24 protein-coding genes are annotated in these 25,961 nt (G+C 55.6%); 17 read left to right on the top strand and 7 right to left on the bottom strand.

Annotated features, from left to right (window positions below; translation table 11 throughout):
* The first annotated feature begins 6 nt into the window (after window positions 1–6).
* From JK231_RS11570 to fabF, 7 genes are all read left to right on the top strand, one after another.
* A complete protein-coding gene (locus tag JK231_RS11570; RefSeq protein ID WP_034823325.1) occupies window positions 7–822 on the top strand; it encodes a transporter substrate-binding domain-containing protein in 816 nt (271 codons plus the stop codon).
* 79 nt (window positions 823–901) lie between these two features.
* Window positions 902–1,591: an amino acid ABC transporter permease gene (locus JK231_RS11575; protein WP_197080186.1), complete on the top strand. Its 690-nt coding sequence runs from the start codon at window positions 902–904 to the stop codon at window positions 1,589–1,591.
* Window positions 1,592–1,607: 16 nt separating this feature from the next.
* Entirely contained in the window at window positions 1,608–2,300 is a 693-nt protein-coding gene (locus JK231_RS11580) for an amino acid ABC transporter permease (RefSeq protein ID WP_034823323.1), read from the top strand.
* Between the two features lie 224 nt (window positions 2,301–2,524).
* A complete protein-coding gene (locus JK231_RS11585) occupies window positions 2,525–3,067 on the top strand; it encodes a helix-turn-helix domain-containing protein (RefSeq protein ID WP_211728583.1) in 543 nt (180 codons plus the stop codon).
* On the top strand, window positions 3,064–4,104 hold the full coding sequence (locus tag JK231_RS11590; RefSeq protein ID WP_211728584.1) for an HlyD family secretion protein: 1,041 nt from the start codon (window positions 3,064–3,066) through the stop codon (window positions 4,102–4,104). The genes JK231_RS11585 and JK231_RS11590 overlap by 4 nt, the downstream gene beginning before the upstream one ends.
* Window positions 4,101–5,657, top strand: a complete 1,557-nt coding sequence (locus JK231_RS11595; protein WP_249221677.1) for a DHA2 family efflux MFS transporter permease subunit — start codon at window positions 4,101–4,103, stop codon at window positions 5,655–5,657. The genes JK231_RS11590 and JK231_RS11595 overlap by 4 nt, the downstream gene beginning before the upstream one ends.
* A 10-nt stretch (window positions 5,658–5,667) precedes the next feature.
* On the top strand, window positions 5,668–6,942 hold the full coding sequence (gene fabF / locus JK231_RS11600; protein ID WP_211728585.1) for a beta-ketoacyl-ACP synthase II: 1,275 nt from the start codon (window positions 5,668–5,670) through the stop codon (window positions 6,940–6,942).
* A gap of 66 nt (window positions 6,943–7,008) precedes the next feature.
* On the opposite strand, the gene uxuA is transcribed toward fabF, so the two are convergent.
* The gene (gene uxuA, locus JK231_RS11605; RefSeq protein ID WP_211728586.1) at window positions 7,009–8,073 is read right to left on the bottom strand and encodes a mannonate dehydratase; all 1,065 of its coding nucleotides are present in this window, start codon (window positions 8,071–8,073) and stop codon (window positions 7,009–7,011) included.
* A 394-nt stretch (window positions 8,074–8,467) separates the two neighbouring features.
* Here uxuA and JK231_RS11610 point away from each other — a divergent pair, with 394 nt between their 5' ends.
* Complete coding sequence (locus JK231_RS11610) at window positions 8,468–9,415, top strand: sensor domain-containing diguanylate cyclase (protein WP_211728587.1); 948 nt, start codon at window positions 8,468–8,470, stop codon at window positions 9,413–9,415.
* Window positions 9,416–9,517: 102 nt separating this feature from the next.
* Here the strand turns inward: JK231_RS11610 and JK231_RS11615 are convergent, their stop codons facing one another.
* Window positions 9,518–11,389 carry an amidohydrolase gene (locus JK231_RS11615; RefSeq protein ID WP_211728588.1) on the bottom strand — a complete coding sequence of 624 codons (1,872 nt, stop codon included), beginning with the start codon at window positions 11,387–11,389 and terminating at the stop codon, window positions 9,518–9,520.
* Between the two features lie 16 nt (window positions 11,390–11,405).
* Complete coding sequence (locus JK231_RS11620) at window positions 11,406–11,966, bottom strand: antibiotic biosynthesis monooxygenase (protein ID WP_097118086.1); 561 nt, start codon at window positions 11,964–11,966, stop codon at window positions 11,406–11,408.
* Window positions 11,967–12,095: 129 nt separating this feature from the next.
* On the opposite strand from JK231_RS11620, the gene JK231_RS11625 reads away from it, so the two are divergent.
* Window positions 12,096–13,004 (top strand): LysR family transcriptional regulator, encoded by a 909-nt coding sequence (locus JK231_RS11625; RefSeq protein ID WP_211728589.1) that lies wholly within the window; start codon window positions 12,096–12,098, stop codon window positions 13,002–13,004.
* A gap of 6 nt (window positions 13,005–13,010) precedes the next feature.
* Here JK231_RS11625 and JK231_RS11630 read toward each other — a convergent pair whose 3' ends face one another.
* Window positions 13,011–14,600 (bottom strand): MFS transporter, encoded by a 1,590-nt coding sequence (locus JK231_RS11630; protein ID WP_211728590.1) that lies wholly within the window; start codon window positions 14,598–14,600, stop codon window positions 13,011–13,013.
* Between the two features lie 217 nt (window positions 14,601–14,817).
* On the opposite strand from JK231_RS11630, the gene JK231_RS11635 reads away from it, so the two are divergent.
* Window positions 14,818–15,642, top strand: a complete 825-nt coding sequence (locus tag JK231_RS11635; RefSeq protein WP_160833023.1) for an alpha/beta hydrolase — start codon at window positions 14,818–14,820, stop codon at window positions 15,640–15,642.
* 126 nt (window positions 15,643–15,768) lie between these two features.
* Here the strand turns inward: JK231_RS11635 and treF are convergent, their stop codons facing one another.
* Window positions 15,769–17,424 (bottom strand): alpha,alpha-trehalase TreF, encoded by a 1,656-nt coding sequence (gene treF, locus JK231_RS11640; RefSeq protein ID WP_211728632.1) that lies wholly within the window; start codon window positions 17,422–17,424, stop codon window positions 15,769–15,771.
* A 317-nt stretch (window positions 17,425–17,741) separates the two neighbouring features.
* Entirely contained in the window at window positions 17,742–18,596 is an 855-nt protein-coding gene (locus tag JK231_RS11645) for an SDR family oxidoreductase (RefSeq protein ID WP_211728591.1), read from the bottom strand.
* Window positions 18,597–18,697: 101 nt separating this feature from the next.
* On the opposite strand from JK231_RS11645, the gene JK231_RS11650 reads away from it, so the two are divergent.
* Window positions 18,698–19,063 carry a helix-turn-helix domain-containing protein gene (locus JK231_RS11650; protein WP_097118081.1) on the top strand — a complete coding sequence of 122 codons (366 nt, stop codon included), beginning with the start codon at window positions 18,698–18,700 and terminating at the stop codon, window positions 19,061–19,063.
* 90 nt (window positions 19,064–19,153) lie between these two features.
* Here JK231_RS11650 and yghX read toward each other — a convergent pair whose 3' ends face one another.
* Complete coding sequence (gene yghX, locus JK231_RS11655) at window positions 19,154–20,044, bottom strand: YghX family hydrolase (RefSeq protein WP_097118080.1); 891 nt, start codon at window positions 20,042–20,044, stop codon at window positions 19,154–19,156.
* Between the two features lie 571 nt (window positions 20,045–20,615).
* On the opposite strand from yghX, the gene JK231_RS11660 reads away from it, so the two are divergent.
* The 6 genes from JK231_RS11660 to JK231_RS11685 all read left to right on the top strand — a co-directional run bounded on the left by JK231_RS11660 (window position 20,616) and on the right by JK231_RS11685 (window position 25,899).
* Window positions 20,616–22,031, top strand: coding sequence for a cytochrome ubiquinol oxidase subunit I (locus tag JK231_RS11660; RefSeq protein ID WP_097118079.1), 1,416 nt, complete (start codon window positions 20,616–20,618; stop codon window positions 22,029–22,031).
* Window positions 22,032–22,033: 2 nt separating this feature from the next.
* Window positions 22,034–23,038, top strand: coding sequence for a cytochrome d ubiquinol oxidase subunit II (gene cydB, locus JK231_RS11665; RefSeq protein WP_058959314.1), 1,005 nt, complete (start codon window positions 22,034–22,036; stop codon window positions 23,036–23,038).
* Window position 23,039: 1 nt separating this feature from the next.
* Window positions 23,040–23,204: a DUF2474 domain-containing protein gene (locus JK231_RS11670; RefSeq protein WP_097118077.1), complete on the top strand. Its 165-nt coding sequence runs from the start codon at window positions 23,040–23,042 to the stop codon at window positions 23,202–23,204.
* A gap of 256 nt (window positions 23,205–23,460) precedes the next feature.
* Window positions 23,461–24,327, top strand: a complete 867-nt coding sequence (locus JK231_RS11675) for a helix-turn-helix domain-containing protein (protein ID WP_097118076.1) — start codon at window positions 23,461–23,463, stop codon at window positions 24,325–24,327.
* 184 nt (window positions 24,328–24,511) lie between these two features.
* Window positions 24,512–24,721 (top strand): hypothetical protein, encoded by a 210-nt coding sequence (locus tag JK231_RS11680; protein WP_034823294.1) that lies wholly within the window; start codon window positions 24,512–24,514, stop codon window positions 24,719–24,721.
* A gap of 395 nt (window positions 24,722–25,116) precedes the next feature.
* Window positions 25,117–25,899: a siderophore-interacting protein gene (locus JK231_RS11685; RefSeq protein ID WP_249221678.1), complete on the top strand. Its 783-nt coding sequence runs from the start codon at window positions 25,117–25,119 to the stop codon at window positions 25,897–25,899.
* The last annotated feature ends 62 nt before the right edge of the window (window positions 25,900–25,961 follow it).

Raw genomic sequence — 25,961 nt, forward strand, 5'->3', positions numbered from 1 at the left:
AAAGACATGCCTGCAATCAAAACCACATTACGTCGCCTGGCCGCGCCTGGCATCATCGCCCTGGCTCTGATCAGCGGTAACAGCTTTGCTGACGCGGTACGCACCATCAAAATCGCCACCGCTGCGGAATCCAAACCGCTGTCATGGGGCGCCATCGGCCACGAACCTGAGGGTTATGAGCCGGACGTGCTGAAAGCCATCAACGCCAAACTGCCACAGTACAAGTTTGTGATGGAAGGCGCGGCGGATATCGCACAGGAAACGGGCCTGGTGACCGGCAAGTACGACATGGCGACCGGCGGTTACTACAAAGCGCCAGCGCGCAGCAAACAGTTCCTGATCCCGGATGCACCGATCGGTGCCAGCCTGATGAAGATTTACAGCCGCAGCGATAGCAATATCAACGGCATGAAAGATCTGGTCGGAAAGAACATCGTGCCAGTGACCGCAGGCGGCGGCGTGTATAAGTTCGTCACCCAGTGGCAGCAGGACAACCCGAACGACAAAATCACCATCAAAGCGTCCAGCGCCGGTGTGCCTTACCCGGATCGCCTGAAAGAAGTGCAGAACGGGAAATACGATGCGCTGATCCTGCCTTCAAACCTCGGTGAGCAGACGGTGATCGACAACCAGAAACTGGCGATCAAAGCCAGTGAGCCAGTGGTGATCAACAATACCTATGTGCTGATCCACCGCTCTGCCGAAAACCAGGCCCTGAACGATGACGTGAACAAAGCGCTGAAAGAACTGAAAGACGACGGCACGCTGGATAAGCTGGCGCAGAAGTGGTTTGGCGAAGAAGTCACTAAGTACATGAAGTAATAGATTCACTGCGCCCGGTGCTGAGCCGGGCGCATGCTGTCCTTTTTAGCAGGAGTGTTTCACCGTGAATCTATCCTCCATGATTCCAGAACTGCTGTCGGCGCTGCCACTGACGCTCGGCATCATGTTTGTCGCGATGATTGCCGGGTTCTTTCTGGCGCTGATCGCCACCGTTTTTCGCGTGCGCCGTATTCCCGTGATCAGCCAGCTGGCCGATCTCTATGTTTCCTATGCGCGCAGCGTGCCCGTAGTGCTGCAGCTGTTTGTGGCCTTCTACGGCATGCCGCTGATCACCGATAATTTCGGCTTTGGTGACTTCTTTACCGCCAATGTGGCGGCGATGATCGGCCTGAGCCTGTATCACGGCGGTTATCTGTCGGAAGTGATGCGCCCGGCATACCTTGCGGTGGAACGGGGTCAGCACGATGCCACCGACAGCCTTGGCTACAGCTTCCGCCAGAAAATGCTGCGGGTGATTGGCCCGCAGGCGGTGCACTTTGCGCTGCCGGGTTACGGCAATGCGATTATCTATCTGATTCACAACGTGGCGCTGGTGATGTACATCGGTGCGGCAGATGTGATGGCGACCGCGCACCTGATTATGGAACGCGATTACAACCAGTATCAGTTCGGCACCTATCTGGTGTTGGCCGTACTCTATTCACTGCTGTGCGGTGTGGCGTGGCTGGTTATCCGCTTCTTTGAACAACGTCATGCGAAGTACAGCTCGAAGTCTGCACCGCGCGTGAAGTTCACCACCAGCGTCTGAGTCGGGGAGACAAACCATGTTTGATGCTGAGGTTTTGCTGCCGGACTTCTGGAGCATTCTCGATGCGGTACCGGTGACGCTGCTGATGGCGGTCACGGTATTTATCTGTTCGACGCTGTTGGGCGGGTTATTTGCCTTTATCGAACATCGCCGCATTCCAGTGCTGCGCCAGCTGGTGATCACCTACAAAATCGCCTTCAAAGGCGTGCCGATGGTGGTGGTGATTTTCCTCGCCTATTACGGCTTGCCACCGGCGCTGCACTTTGTTGCCACGCTGTTTGGCGTCGAGGTGAATGCCCATTCACTGCCGAACTGGGTGATCATCATTGTGGCACTGAGTGCCTGTGTCGCGGCATTCCAGGCCGAAGTGTGGAAAGGCGCGCTGAACTCGTTCGACAGTGGACAATCCGATGCCGCTTTGTCGCTCGGCTACAGCGGTGGACAGCTGTTCCGTCGGGTGATGTTCCCGCAGATTATCGTGGCGGCGATCCCCGATCTGGCGAATGCGTTTATGGTGATCATGAAAGCCCTGTCGCTGGCGTTTGCGATTGAAGTGGTGGATATCTTTGCCCAGGCGCAGCTGACGGCAGCGCTGAATTTCTACTACCTCGAAGCCTTCCTGATTGCGGTGGTGTTCTACATGGTGATTGCGTATGTGGTCACTAAGATCGCCGACAAGATTGAGGCGGCGCTGCGCGTGCGCACCTAGAGATGGCTAAGTTGTGATGAAACGGCAGCCCAGTGTGGCTGCCGTTTTTTTTGGCAAATTTGCGCGGTAAATCGTGCTGCTACAGGGCCTGCACGGGTTGGGTAGCGGCGCAATTCATTGCGCTTCACAATGAACACTCCTTGCTATCATTATGCAAGTCACTTGCAAAGTGATAGTCACTCTGCAACAGTATGCCGCATAAGATCCTTTGCGGAATACCCACCATGAAAAACGAACCGCTTTATCAAATGGCCTGCCCGATTGCGCGCAGCCTTGGCCGTGTCGGCGATGGCTGGAGCATGCTAATCATGCGCGATGCGCTGGCCGGTTTTACCCGTTTTGATGAATTCCAGAAAAACAGCGGCGTGGCGCCGAACATCCTGTCGCGCCGCCTGAAAGAGCTGGTGGAAGATGGTTTGCTGGAAAAGGTGTGTTACAGCACCACGCCGATGCGCTTCGAATATCACCTTACGCCCGCCGGACGTGATTTGCGTGGCGTTATCCTGGCGCTGGCCGAGTGGGGCAGCACCCACTTCTCGCCGGAAGGAAGGCAGATGCAGCTGGTGGAAACCGCCACCCAGCGTCCAGTGAAACCGCAGCTGGTCGATAGCGAAAACGGCCAACCGCTCACCAGCGAGAAATACCAAATGGTGCCCGGCCCGGCAGCGGCGCCGATCATGCACTATCGCCATGATTATTTGCAGAAAAAACGTGCGGGTGACGGCACGCTGAAGTTCTCTCCACCTGTTACAGAGAAACAGCCATGACCCGCACGCGTAAAAAATCCGCTCTGCTGCTGGCAGTGGCAATCGGCGGTTTAGCGGCGGCAGGTTACGGCTACTATTGGTGGCACACCGCGCGCTTTATGCCTTCGACCGATGATGCCTATGTCGGGGCAGATATCAGCGCCATCTCCGCCAAAGTCTCCGGTTACATTCACACGCTGGCGGTGCAGGACAACGCACAGGTGAAAAAAGGCGATCTGCTGGTGCAGTTGGATAACCGTGATTATCTGGCGGCGGTGGATCAGGCAACGGGTGAAGTGGCAGCACAGCAAGCCGCGTTAAGCGATATCGCTGCCACGCGCCAGCTGCAACTTGCCACTATTGCGGGCACGCACGCCTCTCTGCTGGCAGCGCAGGCGGTAACACTGAAAACCACCTCCGATCAGCGCCGCTACAGTGCGCTGGCCAGTAGCTCCGCGGTCTCACAGCAGATCCGCGATCATGCTCAGGCCGATTACCATCAGGCGATGGCGGAAGAGAGCAAAACCCGCGCCGACAAAACCGTTGCCGAGCGCCAGTTGCAGGTGCTGGATGCCCGTGAGCAGCAGGCCAAAGCCGCCTTAACTCAGGCTCAAGCGGGGCTGGCGATGGCGAAGCTCAATCTTGAATACACTGAAATCCGCGCCCCCTTTGATGGTGTGGTGGGCAATCGTCGCGCCTGGTCAGGTTCTTATGTCAGCAGCGGCACGCAGCTACTGTCGCTGGTGCCTGTTCAAGGGCTGTGGATCGATGCCAACTTCAAAGAGAGCCAGCTAGCCAATATGAAGCCGGGGCAGGTGGCTCGCATCGTCGCGGACGTGTTACCCGGTCGCACCTTTAATGGCCATGTTGGCAGCCTGTCGCCAGCCACCGGTTCACGCTTCAGCATTCTTCCGGCAGAAAACGCCACTGGCAACTTCACCAAAATCGTCCAGCGCGTGCCGGTGCGCATTGTGCTGGACGGCGACGCGGCGGTGCTGGGTCTGTTACGCCCTGGTCTTTCCGTCACGGTGACGGTGGATGAGAGAAGCGCGCGATGAGCAGCGTGGCTGCACCGCTGATGGCACCGGCGGAGATGCCGGTCAGCAAGAAGGTGTTCGCCTTTGCCACCATGTGCATCGGCATGTTTATCGCCTTGCTGGATATCCAGATTGTCTCCGCCTCATTGCGGGATATCGGCGGGGGGCTCTCGGCGGGTGACGACGAAACCGTGTGGGTGCAAACCAGCTACCTGATCGCGGAAATCATCATCATCCCGCTTTCCGGTTGGCTGGCGAGCGTGATGTCCACACGCTGGCTGTTTGCCGTCTCCGCCTGCGGATTTACGGTAATGAGTTTGCTGTGTGGCTGGGCGTGGAATATTCAGAGCATGATCGCCTTTCGCGCCTTGCAGGGATTGGTGGGCGGCTCGATGATTCCGCTGGTGTTCACTACCGCCTTTGCCTTTTTCCAGGGTAAGCAGCGGGTGATTGCGGCCGCCACCGTGGGTGCGCTGGCTTCATTAGCGCCGACGCTAGGGCCCACGGTAGGCGGTTGGATCACCGATAACTTCAGCTGGCACTGGCTGTTTTACATCAACATCATTCCCGGTATTTACATCGCCATCGCGGTGCCGCTGCTGGTCAGGATCGACTCGCCGAATCCCGAGTTACTGCGCGGTGCGGATTACTTCAGCATTGTCTTGCTGGCGCTATCACTGGGCTGTCTGGAGTACACCCTGGAAGAGGGGCCGCGCTGGGGTTGGTTTGACGATAGCACCATCACCACCACAGGCTGGATCGCATTGCTGTGTGGCGTGCTGTTTATCTTCCGCACGCTAAACCACGCCAAGCCGATCATGGATCTGCGCGCGTTAAAAGATCCAGGCTTTAGCCTCGGCTGTTATTTCTCGTTTATGGCTGGCGTGGGGATCTTCGCCACCATCTATCTCACGCCGCTGTTTCTCAGCCAGGTGCGCGGCTTTAGTGCGCTGGAGATCGGGCTAGCGATCTTCTCCACCGGCATTTTTCAGATCCTTTCGATCCCGCTTTATGCCTGGCTGGCGAACCGCGTCGATCTGCGCATTTTGCTGGCGTTTGGCCTGATGAGTTTTGGTGTATCGATGTTTTTCTTTGTGCCGATTACCCATGACTGGGGCGCAAAAGAGCTGCTGTTTCCGCAGGCGTTTCGCGGCATGGCGCAGCAGTTTGCGGTGGCGCCCACCGTGACGCTGACGCTCGGCAGCTTGCCACCCGCGCGACTAAAATTAGCCTCAGGACTGTTTAATCTGATGCGTAATCTCGGTGGCGCTATCGGCATTGCGCTGTGCGGCACCGTGCTGAATGACCGCACCAATCTGCACTTCAGCCGCCTGGCCGATCACCTCAACAGCGCCAGTTTGTCGCTCGGCGACTATCTGCAATCGCGCACCGCAGCCCTGATGTTTAACGGATTAAGCCTGGATGCGGCGCACACGGCGGCGCTGCAATCGCTGGCTTCACTCACCCTGCGCGAGGCGCGCACGCAGGCTTTTTCGGACGCATTCTGGCTGATCATGGTCGGATTTTGTATCGCTGCGCTGCTGGTGCCTTTGATGAAAAAGCCCGCAGCTTAAGGAGTTATCGATGAAACGTATTGTGATTACTGGTATGGGGATGGTTTCCCCGCTCGGCTGCGGTACAGAAGCGGTGTGGCAATCACTGCTGGCAGGGAAATCCGGCATCAGCGCCTTACCGGACGAGATGGTGCAGGACATCAGCTGCAAAGTGGCGGGTCAAGTGCCCACGCTGGAACAAGATCCACAGCATGGCTTAGATCCCGAGCGCGTGATCGCGCCAAAAGATCGCAAGAAAATGGATCGCTTTATTGAGTTTGCGCTGGTGGCGGCGCATGAAGCGCTGACGCAAGCTAGCTGGTTCCCACAGGATGAGGCGGATCGCCAGCGCACCGCGACGGTGATCGCCACTGGCATTGGTGGTTTCAACGAGATTGCCAACGCGGTTGAAACCACCGCCAATCGTGGCCCGCGCCGCTTATCGCCGTTTACCATTCCCTCCTTCCTTGCCAATCTGGCGGCGGGACATGTGTCGATTGCCCACGGTTTTCGCGGCCCGATTGGCGCCCCTGTCACGGCGTGCGCGGCGGGTGCGCAGGCGATTGGCGATGCGGCACGATTGATCCGCAGCGGCGAGGCAGACATCGCGCTGTGCGGCGGCACCGAGGCGGCGATCCATCGCGTCAGTCTGGCGGGCTTTGCGGCTGCGAAAGCGATGTCAGGCGGATTTAACGATCATCCTGAACAGGCATCTCGTCCGTTTGATCGTGACCGCGATGGCTTTGTAATGGGTGAGGGCGCGGGTCTGCTGGTGATTAAATCTCTGGAACATGCACAGGCACGCGGTGCGACACCGCTGGCGGAGCTGGTCGGCTATGGCACCAGTGCCGATGCCTACCATCTCACCGCCGGACCGGAAACCGGTGAGGGCGCTCGCCGTGCGATGGAGACTGCGCTGGCGCAGGCGGGCATCACCCCAGCCGAGGTGCAGCATATCAACGCTCATGCCACCTCCACGCCGGTGGGCGATAAAGGCGAGCTGGCGGCCATTCGCACGCTGTTTGCGGACAGCAATGTGGCGATCACCTCGACCAAATCCGCCACCGGGCATCTGCTGGGTGCCGCGGGCGGCGTGGAGGCGATCTTCTCGATCCTTGCGCTGCGCGATCAAATCGCACCGCCCACGCTCAATCTGCTAAATCCCGATGAAGCCGCTGCCGGGCTGAATCTGGTGGCATTGAAACCTCTGCCGATGGTGATGCAGCATGTGCTGTCGAACGGCTTTGGCTTCGGCGGCGTGAATGCCAGCTTGCTGTTTAAGGGTTGGGATGAGGTTTCTCGTTAACGTGCTGGGAAGACTGACGGCAATAAAAAAGGCCGCTGTTATCAGCGGCCTGGAGGGCAGGGTGAATTAGCGCTTTTCCAGCGCTTCCCACAGACCCATCAGGTAAGTGGTGCCGAGTGCGCGGTCATACAAACCGTAGCCCGGACGTCCGGTTTCGCCCCAGATAAAGCGGCCATGATCGGAACGAATGTAGCCATCGAAGCCGTTGTCGTGCATCGATTGCAGCACCTTGTACATATCCAGCGAGCCATACTCAGTAGGATGTGCGCACTCGAAGAAATCTTTGTCCTGAATAATCTTGATGTTACGTACGTGCGCAAATGGAATACGTTTGCGGCGTGAGAACTCGGCCAGAATACCGTACACATCATTCTGCGGATCTTCCGCAATCGATCCGGTACACAGCGTGATGCCGTTAGCCTCTGAATCCACCACGTTACAGATCCAGTCGAGGTCTTCGCGATTCTTCACAATGCGTGGCAGACCGAAGATCGAGTACGGTGGATCGTCAGGATGGATCGCCATCTTCACGCCCACTTCTTCACATACCGGGATCACCGCTTTCAGGAAGTAAGCGAGGTTTTCACGCAGCTTGTTGTCGTCAACGTCTTTGTATTGCGCAAACAGATCCTGCACTTTCGCCAGACGCTCTGGCTCCCAGCCTGGCAACGCGAAACCGTTTGAGTTGCCCAACACTTCCTGCACCACTTCGTCGAGGCTCTTATCGATGCCTTTCTTCTCGAACGCCATGGTGAGTGAGCCGTCTGGCAGCACGTAGTTCATGTCGGTCTTCATCCAGTCAAATACCGGCATGAAGTTGTAGCAGATCACTTTCACACCGACTTCAGCGAGGTGACGAATGCTCTGCTTGTAGTTCTCAATATATTGATCGCGGCTCGGCAGGCCGATCTTGATGTCGTCATGAATGTTGACGCTCTCGATCACTTCCACCGTCAGACCGGCGGCATGTACCTGATCAACCAGTGCTTTAATCTTATCTTTCGGCCAGGTTTCCCCGACCGGCACGTCATACAGCGCGCCGACTACGCCACGTACACCCGGCACCTGGCGTATATATTCCAGCGAAACTTTATCTTCTTTGGGACCAAACCAACGCATTGTCAGTTGCATAATCTCATCCACCGTCATCGTGTTGCTGCGATAACTGTTAAACTACCATTCTAGTAAACATGATCACAGCATCGACTAACGAATATCTCTTGATCCGCGTCACAGAACACAATTTCTTCGGAAAAGCAGGCGGTGTGGCGGATTTACGCGGCCTAAATTTAGTTCGGGTGCTAACGCAACGAGAACGGAAAGAAGAGGTACGCCTTTTCCCAGGCGAGTTTTCTACTGCCTTGCAGGAATAAAGAAAGTTTTGTTAGCTGAAATAACCTCAATGCTTCGCCGTTCCCTCTGAGCTTGATGCAATTTTCCGCTACTGATCGGCTTTTCATTTGTTTTATTTATCAGAAACTTCCTGGCAGGCAAAATAACCCTTATTTCCTCTCCGTCAGCCATCATGTCCGAAGAAGCGCTGCGTCAGCAGATTCAGAACCTGAAAAAGCATAATGCGCGCTTAAAGCGCATAGCGCATGACGCGCGAAACAAGCTGAGTGCGGCGCTGGACGGAACCGGTTTATGTTTGTGGCAGCTGGATATTCCCAGCGGCAAGCTGGTGATTTTCAATCGACGCTGGGGCTCGATGCTGGGTTTTCAGCCGAAAGAGACCAAAGCGCAGTTTGAAGTCTGGCGCGAACGCCTGCACCCCGAGGACGCCGATGAAGTGCTCAGGGCGTTTTACGATCATATCGAAGGGCGTGCGCCTTATTATGAGGCGCTGCATCGCATGCTGGGTAAGAACGACAAAATTACCTGGGTGCTGGATCGTGGGCGCGTGACCGAGTGGGATGAAGAGGGGAATCCGCTCAAAGTTACCGGCACGCACATCGATATGACCAAAGAGAAGCAGTACGAAGCGCAGCTCTCTTCATTGGCGCATCACGATCCACTAACCGGTCTGACCAACCGCCACGCGCTGCAAACGCATTTCGCTAAAATGAAAGCGCAGGGGCCGCTGTGCGTGGCATTTATCGATCTCGATAACTTTAAGCATGTTAACGACACGCTCGGCCATCGCAGTGGCGATGAAGTGTTGATTCAGCTCAGCCAGCGCATTCTTGACCAGGTGCCGCCAAACGTGGTGGTGGGCCGTTTAGGTGGTGATGAGTTTGTGCTGCTGATGCCGTTCCTGATCGATTTCCCCAAAGTGCGCATCATGATGCAGGCGGTGCTGGATGCCGCATTGACGCCGTTCGATGTCGATAACGGCCATGCGCAGATTGGTGCTTCGATTGGTGTGGCGACGGTGCAGCCGCACTTTAGTTTTGATGAGGCGCTGACGCGTGCCGATGAAGCGATGTACCAGATTAAGAAGAACGGCAAGCAAGGGTTTGGCCTGGCGGGGTAATCCTTTGCGGTTGCGTAAAAAGACCCGCGCCACCGCCAAAGTCTGTGTCCCCATTTGTAGCAAAGCCCTCTCACCAGGAGAGGGCCATAAACCGCCTTTAACTCAAAACGCGAAGCACGAACAGCCCAGCGCACCCCAGAAGGCATGGTTATCCGACACCGGCACCGAAGACTGGCGTGCCACATCGTGTGAGTGGCTGTGTACCCCACAAGGGCCGCTACACTGGTGCACTTTCGGCATCATCGCCGCACGACCACTGGCTTGCGGTGGCGCGCTACGGTAGTGGCCCGGCACGGTGACCACTGGAGACCACTCTGGCAACACTGGCACCGGTGGCGGTGACAGCGGCGTGAAGCCGCCTGCGGCATACACCACTTCGCCATCGACCAGCGTTAATACCGATTCAATTCCTTTAATCTCCTCTTCCGGCACGCTAAAGAAATCTTTCGACAGCAGCACCAGATCCGCTAACTGACCCACTTTGATTTCCCCTTTGGCGTTTTGCTCGCTGGAGAACCAGGCGCTGCCTTTGGTCCACAGCATCAGCGCGGTTTCGCGGTCAATACGCGCATTGTCATCGTACAACTGCATGCCGCCGACGGTGCGGCCAGAAACCAGCCAGTAGAGCGCGGTCCATGGGTTGTAGCTGGCGACGCGCGTGGCATCGGTGCCCAAACCAACCGGCACGCCCGCATCCAGCATGCGCGCCACCGGCGGCGTCTGTTTGGCGGCTTCTTTACCGTAGCGATCGACGAAGTACTCACCCTGGAACGCCATACGATGCTGCACGGCCAGCCCGCCACCCAGCGCTTTAACGCGCTCAATGTTGGCTTCGGTGATGGTCTCGGCGTGGTCAAAGAACCAGTGCAGGCCGTTAAACGGAATATCGCGGTTTACTTTTTCAAACACGTCCAGCATGCGGCTGATCGATTCGTTGTAGGTGGCATGCAGACGGAACGGCCAGCGATGCTCAACCAGATGGCGCACCACGCGCTCCAGCTCATCTTCCATGCCGGGGGCCAGGTCGGGGCGCGGTTCGAGGAAGTCTTCGAAATCGGCCGCCGAGAACACCAGCATCTCGCCCGCTCCATTATGACGCAGGAAATTGGTGCCCTGGCCCGGCTTCAGCATGTCGGTCCACTTCTCGAAATCTTCCAGTTCATGGCCGGGGCGCTGGGTAAACAGGTTGTAGGCAATGCGCACCGTCAGCTGCTTTTTGGCGTGCAGTTCCGAAATCACATCGTAATCATCGGGATAGTTCTGGAAGCCGCCACCCGCATCAATGGCGCTGGTCAGGCCGAGGCGGTTCAGCTCACGCATAAACTGACGTGTGGAGTTAACCTGCTGTTCCAGCGGCAGCTTCGGTCCTTTCGCCAGCGTGGCGTACAGCAGCATGGCGTTAGGGCGCGCAATTAGCATGCCGGTCGGGTTACCGTTGCTGTCACGCTGGATTTCACCGCCCGGTGGGTTCGGCGTGTCTTTGGTGTAACCGACCACGCGCAGCGCAGCGCGGTTCAGCAGGGCACGGTCATACAGGTGCAGGATGAACACTGGCGTATCCGGCGCGGCGGCGTTGATCTCATCCAGCGTCGGCATGCGGCGTTCAGCAAACTGGAATTCACTCCAGCCGCCGACGACGCGCACCCACTGCGGTGAAGGGGTGCGCAGCGCCTGTTCACGCAGCATACGCAGCGCATCGGCCAGTGACGGCACGCCTTCCCAGCGCAGTTCAAGGTTGTAGTTGAGGCCACCGCGAATCAGGTGAAGGTGCGAGTCGTTAAGGCCAGGAATACCGGTGTGGCCTTTGGCATCAATAATCTGCGTGTCGCTGCCAGCAAAGCGCATCACTTCCGCTTCGCTGCCTACCGCGAGAAACTTGCCGTCTTTGATCGCCACCGCAGTGGCTAACGGGTTGGCGCGATCCACGGTATGGAATTTGCCGTTGGTAAAAATCAGTGAGGCCGTTGTCATCATCTCTTCTCCAGTTAGATTACGCGTTGCGGCCAATAAGCCACTGTTTTAAAACACGGGTAACGATCGGCATCCACAGGAACACCACCAGTGCCACCACGCTGGCATCATTCAGTAAGTGGCCCCACAGCGTGCCGTGCGCGGCGGGCAACACCTGATTCCAGAACCACGGCACCAGGTTGGTAGAGGGAAAAATCACCCCCAGCGTCAGTAAGTATTGTTTCCATTTCGCCGGTTTGACCTGGCCTTTTTGCGTCGGGGTAAACCAGAACGCGGCGCCGGGGCGCACTTCAATGTGTTCCGGCAGTGCCAGCATCGCTGGCAGGTTCTGGATTAACGTTTTGCGCTGATCCGATTTCAGCCAGGCGTACAGCTCATCCAATCCGGTAAAACGAATCAGCACGGTGTAAGCATTGTCGCCGTGCACCGGGCGCAGCACGTTGACGCCAAGATGGCCAGGAAAGCTCGCAGCCTGCGGCATGATGGTGTCGAGCCACTGCTCATAATGGGCCTGCTGTTCTGGCAGGATGCTGTGGGTAATCACCAGCGTCACATGGTTGGCTTGTTGTGAGTAATTCATCGTAAGTTCCTGAGTTTCCGCTGGTGAAAGTGCTTGCGTCGTTGAGTAAAAAAATACGAAATGAGAGCGTTTATTGATAACGGATAGATTTTGGGTTGTTGTTCAACAATTTTTGGGGAGGCATGGGGTATGCGTTTAAACCTTGAGGCGCTGCTGATTTTGGACGCGTTGGATCGCCACGGCACCTTTGCCGCTGCGGCTGCGCGCTTGTTTAAAACCGCGTCGGCGTTGAGCTACACCGTGCAGAAGATGGAGAGCGATCTCAAGATCACGCTGTTGGATCGCTCTGGCCATCGCGCCACCTTCACCCCGACCGGGCGTTTGATGCTGGAAAAAGGACGCACCCTGCTGCGCGCGGTGAATGAGTTAGAGCAACAGGCGCGCTACGTCGAAAGCGGCTGGGAAAGTCAGTTGGTGATCAGCGTCGATGCCTCACTGCCATTTCGCATTCTCACGCCGCTGATTGATCAGTTTTATCAGGAGCACCCGCATACTCAGCTGCAATTCCGTCAGGACGTGCTGGCTGGCTGCTGGGAAGCGCTCAACTATGGCGAAGCGGACATTGTCTTTGGCGCGGTGCAGGAACCCGCCACGCGCAAAGAGATTGTCTGCCAGCCGCTCGGCTGGCTGGATTATGTGTTTGCTGTCGCACCGGAGCATCCTCTCGCTTCCGCACCTGAACCACTGCTGCGCGAGCAGATTCGTCAGTACCGCGCGGTGACGGTTCATGACTCGTCTCGTCACGGTGCAGGTATCGATTTACGCGTGCTGGATGAGCAGAAGACGCTGAGCGTGCATGACTTCCCTGCGAAACTGCAGGCGCAACTGGATGGCTTGGGCTGTGGTTACCTGCCGTTATACCTGGCGAGGCCGCATCTGAAGAGTGGCGCGCTGGTGGCGCGCCAGCTGGATAGCGAATGCCGCCGCGATATGGCGTATCTGGCGTGGAATGAAACCGCGACCGGCAATGCGGCAACCTGGTGGCGTGAGCACCTGCTCACGCTTCCTGGATTGCAGGAGATTTATTCTCCCGCGTAAAGGCTGTTATATCGCAATGTGGTGACTGACCTGCGGGGCTTCTTCACCCTGATGATATTGCAAAACTGCCTGCTGAAGTTCGGCATCGGCGTGCGACACACGCTGGTGCTGACGCATATGCTCCTGCCAGGACTCCACCATAAGCCACTCCAGCAATGCTGTCGGATCGTCGGTTTGCTCCATGAGTCCCCATGAATAGGCGCCATCACGGCGGCGAGACTGTGCCAATTTGTGAATCGCCTTTTTGAACGCGGCGCGATCTTCCTGCGGCACGCGGTAGCGAATCTGAATCAACACCGGACCATGACGCACATCGACATCATCGTGCACCACCGGCATGGCCCAATGCTCCGCGGGTTGCAGATCCGCTTCACCCGCAGGCAGTGTCAGACGTTTCAGCAGCACGCCAGTGATCACCAGACCGGCCCCGGCAATCAGCAAAGTGGTGGCCAGCCCCAGTTGCTGCGCGATTAGACCCCACGCCAGACTGCCACCGGCCAATGTGCCGTTAAACACCATCAGATACACCGCCAGACCGCGACCGCGCACCCAATCCGGCAGCACCGCCTGCGCCACGCCGTTCAAGGTGGTCAGTGCAATAATCCAGCCGATGCCGAGCACCAGCATCAACAGCAGCGCCAGCCACTGCGGCGGGCTCATCGCTAATGCCAGCATGACCAGCGCACTCAGCACCGCTGAGAGCAACATCAAACCATCGTTACTCAGCTTGCTACGCAGACGCGGTAACAGCAGCGCACCGGCAATCGCGCCGCCGCCCACTGCGCCCAGCAGCAAACCATAAAAACCGGCGGTACCGTGCAGCATGGTGCGCGCTACCAGCGGCAGCAGCGCCCAGATGGCACTGGCAAAGGCGAAATACATCGCGGCACGGAACAGCACGCGGTGCAATTCACGGCTAGCTTTGACATAGCGCAGGCCCGCGTGGAAGGCCCCAAAGAAGTGCTCATTCAGTTCGGTTTTAGCTTTCGCCGGACGTTTCCAGTACAGCAGGGCAGCAATAACGAAAAAATAACTCGCCACATCGGCACCGTAGGCCGCCATGGCGCCTAAACTTGCCAGCAGTAAACCGCCAGTGGCAGGCCCGATGGCGCGGGCAATATTGATGCCGAGCGAGTTAAGCGCTACGGCGTTTTTTAGCTCATGACGCGGCACCAGTTCAGGGACAATCGCCTGCCAGGCCGGGCCAAACAGCGCAGCACCAATGCCACCGACAAAGGTCAGGCCGATTAGCCATTCCACGGTGAGCCAGTGATTGTGCGACAGCACCAGCAGAGTGCCGCTGACGCTGGCCATCAGAATCTGCACCACGATCAGCAGACGGCGGCGATCGACGATATCAGAGAGCACGCCCGCGGGCAGTGCCAACAGGAACACCGGCAGGGTGGCGGCGGTTTGCATCAACGCCACGGCGGTCGGATTATCGGATAAGCCGGTGACTAACCAGGCGCTGGCGACGTCGCGAATAAAGCTGCCGGTATTACCGAGTACCGAGGCGGTCCAGATCAGGGCGAACAGCCCGTAGGCGAAGGGAGAAAAAGCACCGCCGCGTGGCGTCGTTGGGTTTTGCTGGCTCATCATCGTGTTCCTGTAAATGTGCGATGTATGCACCTTACGAATCCCGCCAGACGCTTGATAGCGGAAAAAATCGGCCAACTTGTTCAGGCTTTTTTGACAGCTTTGCAGGGCAAAAATCTTTGAACAAGTTGTCAAAATCTCTGCTTTAGGTTTTTGCAGCAACCGAATGTAGTTTGATTGGCAGACACAACATCACTCACTAAACGGAGCAAAAAACATGAGCACATTCAAAGCAAAAGACGGCGTTAACCTGTATTACAAAGATTGGGGCAAAGGACAGCCCGTGCTGTTCAGCCACGGCTGGCCGCTGGATGCGGATATGTGGGATAGCCAACTGAATTTCCTCGCCGAACGCGGCTATCGTGCGATTGCGTTTGACCGTCGCGGTTTTGGTCGCTCTGAGCAGCCGTGGGAAGGCTACGATTACGATACTTTCGCCGATGATATTCATGCGCTGATTGAGCATCTGCAACTGGATGACATCACGCTGGTGGGCTTCTCAATGGGCGGTGGTGATGTCTCACGTTATATCGGTCGCTACGGTACGGCGAAAGTGAAAGGGCTGGTACTACTGGGCGCGGTGACGCCCATCTTTGGCAAAACCGATGACCATCCGGAAGGTGTTGAAAAAGCAGTATTTGATGGTATCAAAGACGGCTTGCGTAAAGATCGTGCGCAGTTTATCAAAGACTTCGCCACGCCGTTTTATGGGGCCAACGCGGGCCAGACTATTTCAGATGGCGTAATGACGCAGACGCTGAATATCGCGCTGCTGGCCTCACTGAAAGGAACGATCGATTGTGTCACGGCTTTTGCCGAGACCGATTTCCGCGCCGATATCGCCAAAGTGGATGTGCCGACGCTGGTGATCCACGGCAGCAACGACCAGATTGTACCCTTTGAAGCCACCGGTAAGCTGGTACACGAGATGATCGAAGGCTCGGAGCTGAAAGTGTATGAAAACGGCCCGCACGGTTTTGCGGTGACGCATCAGGATCAGTTGAACGACGACTTACTGGCGTTCTTGCAGGGAAATAAATAAGCGCAGGTTGCGTAGCGGCGCAATTTATCGCGCGAATCCAGGGCTGCATCGCCGCTTACAGATGCGCAATAAGCCGCTGCGATAATGACCACCAAAAAGAAAGGGCGCTGATGCGCCCTTTCTGTTTTAATCCGCCAGCAGATGCCCGTACATCGACATTAGCCTGCGGGTCACACCGTTGGTCCAGCCAAATCCATCCTGCAGTGGATATTCACCGCCGCCACCCGGACGGGCACGATCGCCGCTGATGTCATACTTCTCCACCAGTTTGTGATGCAGCGAATAGAAGTTCTTCACCGTGGTCAGCCAGTTAACGGCAATCTCTGTCGCCAGCGTCTCTTCGCCGTAATGATTCAGACCCACTACCGCCATCCATTGTAATGGTGCCCAGCCGTTGGGTTTATCCCACTGTTCACCGCTCTCTACCATCGATGTCACCAGACCGCCCTGCGTCAGCAGCAACTGGCGCAGCGCCACCGCCTGCAGATGCGCTTGCTCCGGCGTGGCCAGGCCGAGGAACAGCGGCACCACAGCCGCTGCCGTGAAGGCACCAAAGCGTTCGTCGCGCCAGTTGTAATCACGGTACACGCCTGCGGTGTCATCCCACAGGTAACGATGAATCGCCTGCTTACGCGTGTCGGCTTTCTTCTGCCACGCCAGCGCCGTCAGCTCTTCGCCTTTAGCATGCGACAACGTGGAGATCATCAGCTCCAGCTTGTAGAGAAACGCATTCAGGTCCACAGGGATAAACTGCGTAGTGCGAATGCTGGCCAGACGTTGCGGATCGCGCAACCAGCGTGAGGAGTAATCCCATCCGGATGCGGCACCGGCACGCAAATCACGATACACCTCATTAGCCGGTCGGCTCGATTTGCTGGCAGTTTCCACGTCTTCCATCCACGACTCATCACGCGGGGTGTCGCGGTCATCCCAGTAGCGGTTGAGCAGCGAGCCATCGGGCATGCGCACCACGTGGCGATAAGCCTGATGTGGCATCAGCTCGCCCGCGCCATCCATCCAGAACTGATACTCTTTCATCAGCTGGTCGAGATAACGCTTGGCACCGCGAATCCCATCCTCTTCAAACAGCTCAACCATCAGGGCAAACACCGGTGGCTGTGAGCGGCTGAGATAATAAGTCCGGTTGCCGTTTGGCACGTGGCCGTAGTTATCGATTAGCCATGCGAAGTTATCTGCCATGTCGCGCAGCAAATCGTCACGCCCGGCATCGGCAAGGCCGAGCATGCTGAAATAGGAGTCCCAGTAATAGGTCTCACCAAAGCGTCCGCCGGGCACCAGATAGGGTTTTGGCAGCGGCAGCAGCGATGAGTGCGGTAAATGCTGTTGCGGCATTTTGGTTAACACCGGCCACAACTCGTCAATATGTTCCGTCAGCGATTTATCAGGATTGGAAACATAAAAGCTTTCATTCACCTGAGGTAAATAAAATTGGTCGTGCACGAATTTTTCGAGATCGAATTCGGCCGAGCGACGAGTTCGACGATAGCGGATTAATATATCCAGCGGATCATATTTTGGCGCGCAGTCCGGGAAGGTTTTTCCATCCGGAAATATGCGCGACATCTGCACGTGCTCGAACAGTTCAAGGTAGCGATCGGCAGGGGTGAGCGCATCTGGCGCGGGCAGACCCTGGATCAGCTCCGGTTCCGGCTCGGAATCCTCCATGCCTTCGCGGATAAATTCGTGAGGATCGTATTGATACCCCAGATCAGCATGGGCTTCGTGTTCCCCGAAAGCTTGATGTTGCTGGTTAGTATTAATAGCGGCCTCCTGAAATTGCCTGGTTGCTCAAAGCACAAATTATAGAGCTTTGAATAGCCGAGACAACAATGCGAAATATCTATGAACGTAATAAATCTTGTCGATTGATCCGGCTTTTTAGTGAATTTACAGCGATTACAACAAGCTATATTTCAGGAAATGAAAGCAGTGTTTTAAATGCTGGTTAAAATCAGTGCACAGAATTATCTGTAAATAAGAAAATCGCCATTATTTGACTTAAATACCGCGTTTGGCTTTGATCATTTGGTGGCATACGAGACGGGAATCAGGCCAGCGTTAGCTGGCCTGAACAGGCATTACTTCGCCAGTGTGGCTTTAATCACTTCAGCATACGGCGTGGTCGGCCGACCAATCAGTTTGCTCAGCGCACGGCTGTCATCGAATAATCCGCCTTGCGCGGCACCGGCATCGGAGTCCGCCAGCAGTTCTGCCAACGCATCCGGTAAACCGGCGCCTTTCAATGCTGCCTCAAACTCAGCAGGCGGCAGGTTGATGTAGTCCACTTGCTCACCAGACTGATTAGCAATCTCGGCGCTGAACTCGGCCAGCGTATAGCTCTCATCGCCAGCGAGCTCATACACTTTACCTGCCTGATCGTCACGGCTAATCACTTCGGCGGCGGCGGCGGCATAGTCAACGCGAGCGGCCGATGAGATACGGCCTTCACCCACCGCGCCAATAAAGGCGTGATGCGCCAGCGCCGGGGCAATGCTGGCGGCATAGTTTTCGGTGTACCAGCCGTTTCGCAGCAGGGCATAGGGCACGCCTGAGGCCTTTAACATCGCTTCGGTAGCACGGTGCTCAACGCCCAGACCCAGCGTGGTGGTGTCCGCATGCAGCAGGCTGGTGTAAGCGATAAACTTCACGCCCGCCGCTTTTGCTGCATCAATCACCGCCTGGTGCTGCGCTTCACGCTGCCCCACTTCGCTGGAAGAGATCAGCAGGAGCTTATCGACGCCGCTGAACGCGCTTTTCAGCGTGTCTGGCTTGCTGTAATCCGCCGCGCGCAACGTCACGCCCAGCGCTTTCAAATCGCCTGCTTTCTCAGGTGAACGCACTGCCGCAATCACTTCACTGGCAGGCACTTTTTTCAGTAACTCGTTAATCACCAAACGGCCCAGTTGGCCTGTGGCACCGGTAATCGCAATCATGATGTTCTCCTTCAGTTTGAGCTGGAATGAAATCAGCCTAAGGGATAAACTAACTTTTAGTAAGTACTTACAGATTTGTTGGTTTGGAAGAGGCAGCATAAATGTCTGAAAAATTGAGTAATAAATTTATCCGCGGCGAGCTGCTTAACGTCAATTGCCCTTCACGTGACGTGCTCAAGCGCATTACCAGCCGCTGGAGCGTATTGGTATTATTAGCGCTGCGCGAAGAAACGCTGCGTTTTAGTGAATTGCGCCGCAAGATTGGTGGCGTCAGTGAACGCATGCTGGCGCAAACGCTGCGCTATATGGAAGAAGATGGGTTTATCGAGCGCATCGCCTATGAAGTGGTGCCACCGCATGTGGAGTATCGACTGACGCCGCTCGGACGTGAAGTTGAAGGGCACGTGATTGGCCTGGCCGACTGGCTGGAAAGCAATGTGCACCGCATTGTAAAGGATAACGCGTAGGCGTAGCGGCCTCATGCATCGCGCATCTCCTTGATGTGTCAGCACCTGGGAACACCCGATAAATCAGTCCGCTACGCAAGTTCGGCACTGTCAGACGTGCAAATATTTCTCAAACCACCCCAATGTCCGGCTCCACGCCAGCTCTGCTGCCGCTTTGTCATAACGCGGGGTCGAGTCGTTGTGGAAGCCATGATTTACGCCGGGATAGATATAGGCTTCATAGGTTTTATGGTTAGCTTTCAGCGCCTCTTCATACGCTGGCCAGCCTTCGTTGATGCCTTTGTCTAACGCGGCATAGTGCAGCAGCAGCGGGGCGTTGATGCGCGGCACGTCTTCTGCTTTGGGCTGGCGACCATAAAACGGCACTGCACAAGCCAGTTCGGGGAAGGCCACTGCAGCAGCATTCGCCACGCCGCCGCCGTAACAGAAGCCAGTGATCCCCACCTTGCCAGTGCCTTCCTCGTGGTGCATCAGGAAATCGACGGCAGCAAAAAAGTCGTTCATCAACTTAGTGGGATCGACTTTGGCCTGCATTGCACGACCCTCTTCATCATTGCCCGGATAACCGCCCATTGAGCTCAGGCCATCCGGTGCCAGCGCGATATATCCGGCTTTGGCCACGCGACGTGCGACATCTTCAATGTATGGATTCAGTCCGCGATTCTCATGCACCACCACCACCGCGCCCACTTTGCCGGTTGCCTTGGCTGGACGCACCAGATAGCCGCGCACCTCGCCATGGCCTTGCGGAGAGGGATAGTGGATGTATTCGGGTTTGATCTCAGGGTCGGTGAATTCAACTTGCTGCGCCAGTGCATAGTTGGGGCTCATGGCGGTAAGCAGGGTGGCACCGGTCATGCCGGCGATGGTGAATTTGGCGGCCAGGGTGATGAACTCACGTTTACTGATCCTGCCGTGCGCGTAATAGTCATATAACTCAAGCAGTTCCTGGGGAAAATCCTGTGCGGTAAGACGGGTCATAACCTCTCCTTCGCTGATTAACCGATGGCTTTGCTGCTCTAAAAAAGCACAGCGGGTTAATGCTTGCAAACGCTATGCCGCAAAGCGTTAAGAGTGAAGAGAGCGCGATGCGCTGAGTGCAGGTCTGGAAAAATATATCGTTTGGTATTAAAAACAGGCCATTTTAATTAACAATCGGGATAACACCATATTGTCTGGAATTATTGACACGCCATTTGGCGAGAAAGTTAATTAACCTTTATGTTGTCTGCATATAATAATAATAATCAAATGAAGTGCTTACCTGTTAACGCTGAAGTTCTGCCTTATGGATCAATAACAATATCGTCACAATAAGTGAGGATTGTTAACCTTTGGGCTGTCATATCAATCAATTAGTCTCTGATCGAGACAATGATCGCCATCAAAAAACACTGTTATAGTTTTAAAGACTTCCTCTGTTTATTTTCGTTCTGACTGCTTCCTTTTACATTAGTGCGACCTTTCATCCGATAAGACGAAATAACTCCCCGCACGCTGTTGTTCATTATAAGTAAAAATTCCAGTGCACTTTGTGGCAATGAGGTAAGCAATGTTTGGATTAGATGCCTTTCACCTGGCAAGGATACAGTTCGCCTTTACTGTCTCCTTCCATATTATTTTTCCAGCCATCACCATCGGCCTCGCCAGTTTCCTGGCGGTGCTCGAAGGGATGTGGCTGAAAACCCGCAACGAGACCTATCGCGATCTCTATCATTTTTGGTCCAAAGCCTTTGCCGTTAACTTCGGTATGGGTGTGGTCTCCGGGCTGGTAATGGCCTATCAGTTCGGCACTAACTGGAGTGGTTTCTCGCAGTTTGCCGGCAGTATCACCGGGCCACTGCTCACCTATGAAGTGTTAACCGCCTTCTTCCTGGAAGCGGGTTTCCTCGGTGTGATGCTGTTTGGCTGGAATCGCGTCGGTCCTGGTCTGCACTTCTTCGCCACCTGCATGGTGGCGTTAGGCACCATCTTCTCGACCTTCTGGATTCTGGCCAGTAACAGCTGGATGCACACCCCACAGGGTTACATCATCGAAAACGGCGTTGTGGTGCCGGAGGACTGGCTCAAGATCATTTTTAACCCGTCATTCCCGTTCAGATTGCTACATATGTCCACCGCGGCTTTCCTCGCCAGTGCCTTCTTTGTCGGCGCTTCAGCGGCCTGGCATCTGCTGCGAGGCAATGACAACCCTGCCGTGCGCAAGATGTTTTCGATGGCGCTGTGGATGGCACTGATCGTCTCACCGATTCAGGCGTTTCTCGGCGATGCACATGGCCTGAACACGCTGGAGTATCAGCCAGCCAAAATCGCGGCGATAGAAGGGCACTGGGAAAACAAGCCAGGTGAAGCCACGCCACTGATTCTGTTCGGTGTGCCGGATATGGAGCAGGAGCGCACCAAATATGCGCTGGAGATTCCCTATCTCGGTAGCCTGATTCTGACGCACAGCCTTCAGAAGCAGATCCCGGCACTGAAAACTTTCCCGAAAGAGGATCGCCCAAACTCCACCGTGATTTTCTGGTCGTTCCGCGTGATGGTAGCGCTCGGTTTGTTGATGATCGGTATGGGTGTGATCAGCCTGTGGCTGCGGGTGAAGAAGCGCCTGTATCAGTCACGGCCGTTTTTGTGGTTCTGCTTGCTGATGGGGCCATCGGGACTGATCGCCATTCTGGCGGGATGGATCACCACCGAAATGGGTCGCCAGCCGTGGGTAGTGTATGGCGTGCAGCGCACCATTGATGCGGTCTCCGCCCATGGCAATCTGCACATGAGCATCAGCCTGATGGCGTTCATCGTGGTCTACTGCTCGGTGTTTGGTGTCGGCTATCACTACATGATGCGCCTGATTAAACAAGGTCCAGTGACCGGTGAAGGTAGAGAAGTGGCGCACGGTGGCCCGGGCGAGCAACACACTCCGGCTCGTCCGCTGTCAGCGGCCAATACCCATAAACGTGGGGAGCAATAATTATGATCGACTTTTCTATCATCTGGTTCGCCATCATCGTGTTTGGCACCCTGATGTATATCGTGATGGATGGCTTCGATTTGGGGATTGGGCTGTTGCTGCCATTCAACAAAGATCCGATCGAGCGCGACATGATGGTCAACACCGTGGCGCCAGTGTGGGATGGTAACGAAACCTGGCTGGTACTGGGGGGCGCAGCGCTGTATGGCGCTTTCCCGCTGGCCTATTCGGTGCTGCTGGATGCGCTATCGATCCCATTAACCGCGATGCTCATCGGTTTGATTTTTCGCGGCGTGGCGTTTGAGTTCCGCTTTAAAGCCACTGAAGAGCATCGTCCGTTTTGGGATAAATCGTTCATCGCCGGATCGCTGCTGGCGACCTTTAGTCAGGGCGTGGCCGTGGGCGCCATTCTTAATGGCTTCCCGGTATCAGGCCGTGAATATGTCGGTTCAGCAATGAGTTGGCTGGCGCCGTTCCCGCTGTTCTGCGGTATTGGCTTAGTGATTGCTTATGCACTGCTGGGCTGCACCTGGCTGATTATGAAAACTGAGCACGACCTGCACCGCAAAATGTCAGCGCTGGCCACACCGCTCACCCTGACGCTGCTGTTGGTGGTTGGCATTATCAGTGTCTGGACGCCGCTCACCCACGCGGATATCGCGCAACGCTGGTTCTCACGTCCCAACCTGTTCTGGTTCCTGCCGGTTCCGCTACTGGTGGTGCTGTGCTCGTGGGGGATTGTGCGCGCCATCAAGCGTGAGGCGCATTACTCACCGTTTCTTTTGACGCTGGCGCTGATTTTCCTCGGTTTCTCCGGTCTGGGTATCAGTATCTGGCCAAACATCGTACCGCCGTCGATCACTATCTGGCAGGCCGCATCTCCGGCCAGTAGCCAGGCGTTTATGTTGGTGGGCGCTTTACTGATTATTCCGGTGATTCTGGGTTACACCTTCTGGAGTTACTACGTGTTCCGCGGAAAAATCAAAGCCGATGAGGGGTACCATTGATATGCCAATCCAGGTCAGCAAGATGAAAGACAGGGTAACGCCGTCGCCATGGTGGAAGCGGGTGATATGGCTGGTCATTATTTATGGCGCAAGCGTGCTGGCACTGGGTGTGGTGGCATCACTGTTTCGTATGATGATGAACGCGGCAGGCATGCATACGCACTGAGTCTTCACAGAGACCGGTTTCGCAACAGTGTGCGCCCCGTTACAAAAATTGCGTGAAGGTCGCTGGTAATAGCGACCTTATTCACATTATCGCAGTGCAAAAATTGACCCTAAAACGTTAGTAACCTAAGCAATTAATGCTGTTCCCGCCTCGCTGCCTTTACTCTTCCTTACGTAAGTAATACGTTTTTGTTATATTTATGTGACTAATCGCGCAAATTCATTACCTTCACACTTATCACTCGATTGAAAAAATCATGCTCAGCCTGAATCTTAAAAAACAGTACATCAACGATCTGGTGGACTGGATAGAGGCGAATCTGACCGATGAGCTCAATATCGATCTGATTACCCTGAAATCTGGTTACTCCAAGTGGCACATGCAGCGCATGTTCAAAGAGATGACCGGCCAAACGCTGGCCTCGTATACGCGCAAGCGTCGCCTGACCATGTCAGCGATGGCGCTGCGTTTGACCAGCATGCCGCTCATCGATATTGCCGTGCGCTTTGGCTTCGATAACCAGCAGAATTTCACGAGGGTATTCAAAAGCCACTTCTCCATGACGCCCGGCGCCTATCGTCGTATCCCGGACATGCTGATGAAGGATTTCCACAGTCGTATTTCCACGCAGCGTTCGTGGGTCAACGCGCGTCTGGCCGAGAAGCCGGAGTTGCAGCTGTGTGGCGAAGTGATTGAGTGGGAGTGCCGCTTTGGCGAGTACATCGATCATCATAATCAGGTGGTCGCGCAGTATACCCGCGATTTTGTCCGTTTTGCCGGTAAGCATGTCAGTCGTGGCTGGCTGGGATTCCAGTTCAGTCCGGGAGTGAATTCAGCCGATCAGCAGCACATTAGTCTGTTCCAGGCACTGGAAAGTCAGTATGCCGATGTGCTGCCGCGCAACGTGCAGAACTGGACCGGCGAGAGTGGTTTATATGCGGAAATTGACTGGCACGGTACGCCGGAAGAGATCAACGCGTTTACCGCCGAGATTTACTACAACCACTTGCCTGCACTGGGTGTGGCGCGCCGGGCCGGTAAAGACCTGCTCAAGCTGGATCTGAAATACAGCACGCCCGATTTGCTGCAGGGCACTTTCTACATTCCGGTCTCCACCTGCTAATGCATAAATCGTGCGGTTATCTGTGACTAACCGCACGATTTTATAAAATATTCGCCGTAACTGGCGTAAAATCCTTCATTGAAACCTGATTGGCCGCGTAAAACACCAGCCGCCACACATCAGGCTGGATAATCACCTGCATTCCTGGTCCGCTCTGGACCGCTAAAGTGAAAAAGAAAAAATTATGCGACTTTTACCGTTGTTCCTCATGACAGCGCTTGTGGCGTTTTCCTCGCTGGCAAGTGCACAGATGGCTGAGCCTTTCTCTCCGCCGGGCGGCCTGCATCCTCATCAGACTCACTGCCAGCAGCATGAAATTGTGGGTGATAACCCGCTGCCGCAGCACAGCCAGGATGACAATAGCTTCGTCAACTGCAGTAACCATCAGGCCTGATTTCACCTCCGTTTTACCGCGCTTTACTCCGTTAATATCGATGACACGCCGCACGTTTGTTGCGGCGCGATCGTTGCTTGCTGTTGTTCGCTAGTCGAACTTAATTCCCTGTGCGGGAGAGGTCGCTGCGGTGCTCTCCTGAAACCCCTTCAGCGTTAATACTTTTCAAGCCACACCGAAAATTCTGCAACTTTTCCCAATAGCATTTTTCGGCATTGCATCGAAGATATATCATAGCTATTCTGCCTGACGTCAGATGAGAATGATTTTCGATAACGTTTGACGTGAACGACTCTCAAGTTACGGTATCGTCAGTTGAAGGGTCGGCAATCCTGCCACCCCGGATGGGTAACAGCAGGTTCGCATTTAGTAACGCCTTTGTCTGGAGAGATCTCTTGCAAAAAAACACTAACGATCGCGCACCGAAGCGCGTACGCAACGAATTACGTTTCCGTCATATCACCGTGGCGAGCAAAACCTTAATCGCCGGTGAATTCTGGCGCATCGAGTTTACCGGCAGCGATCTGGCGGGCTTCAATTCGCCATCGTTCGACGATCACATCAAAGTGTTCTTCCCGGACAACGCTGGCAGTACTTTGGCCTTGCCGCAAATGACCGAAGAAGGGATCGTCTGGCCAGGCGGCGTACGTCCGGCTGCGCGTGACTACACGCCGCTGACGTTTAACGGTACGGATTCCCTGACGCTCGATTTCTATATTCACGATGGCGGCGTGGCCAGCAGCTGGGCGAATGAGGCAAAGCCAGGCGATCAGATCGCCATGGGCGGCCCGCGTGGCTCCTGTGTGGTGCCCGTGGATTATGCCTGCCAGATTTACGTGTGCGATGAGACCGGTCTGCCAGCCTTTAAACGTCGCTACGCTGAGATGCAGGCGCAGCAGATCCATCTGCTGGCCTACGCCGATGAAACCACCGGACGCGATTATCTCGGCGATCTGCCAAATGTGCAGGTGACCTGGCTCGGCAGTGGCAGCATGCAGGTAGATAACCTCGGCCCGCTGATTGCGCAGCTGGATCAGATCTCACTGCCCACAGAAGAGTATTTCATCTGGCTGACCGGTGAAGGTGAAGCGGTAAAACTGCTGAGCGACTACTTCACGCAACGCCGTGGTGCGCACACTGATTTCGTACGCGCGGTGGCTTACTGGCATCAGAAATAACTGACTTCGCCGCGCCCGCTGCCGCCTGTGTTGAATTTTGCCAGGCGGCAGACTACTATCAA

It is taken from the genome of Pantoea sp. JGM49, assembly GCF_018257655.1.
Lineage (GTDB): Bacteria > Pseudomonadota > Gammaproteobacteria > Enterobacterales > Enterobacteriaceae > Pantoea > Pantoea communis.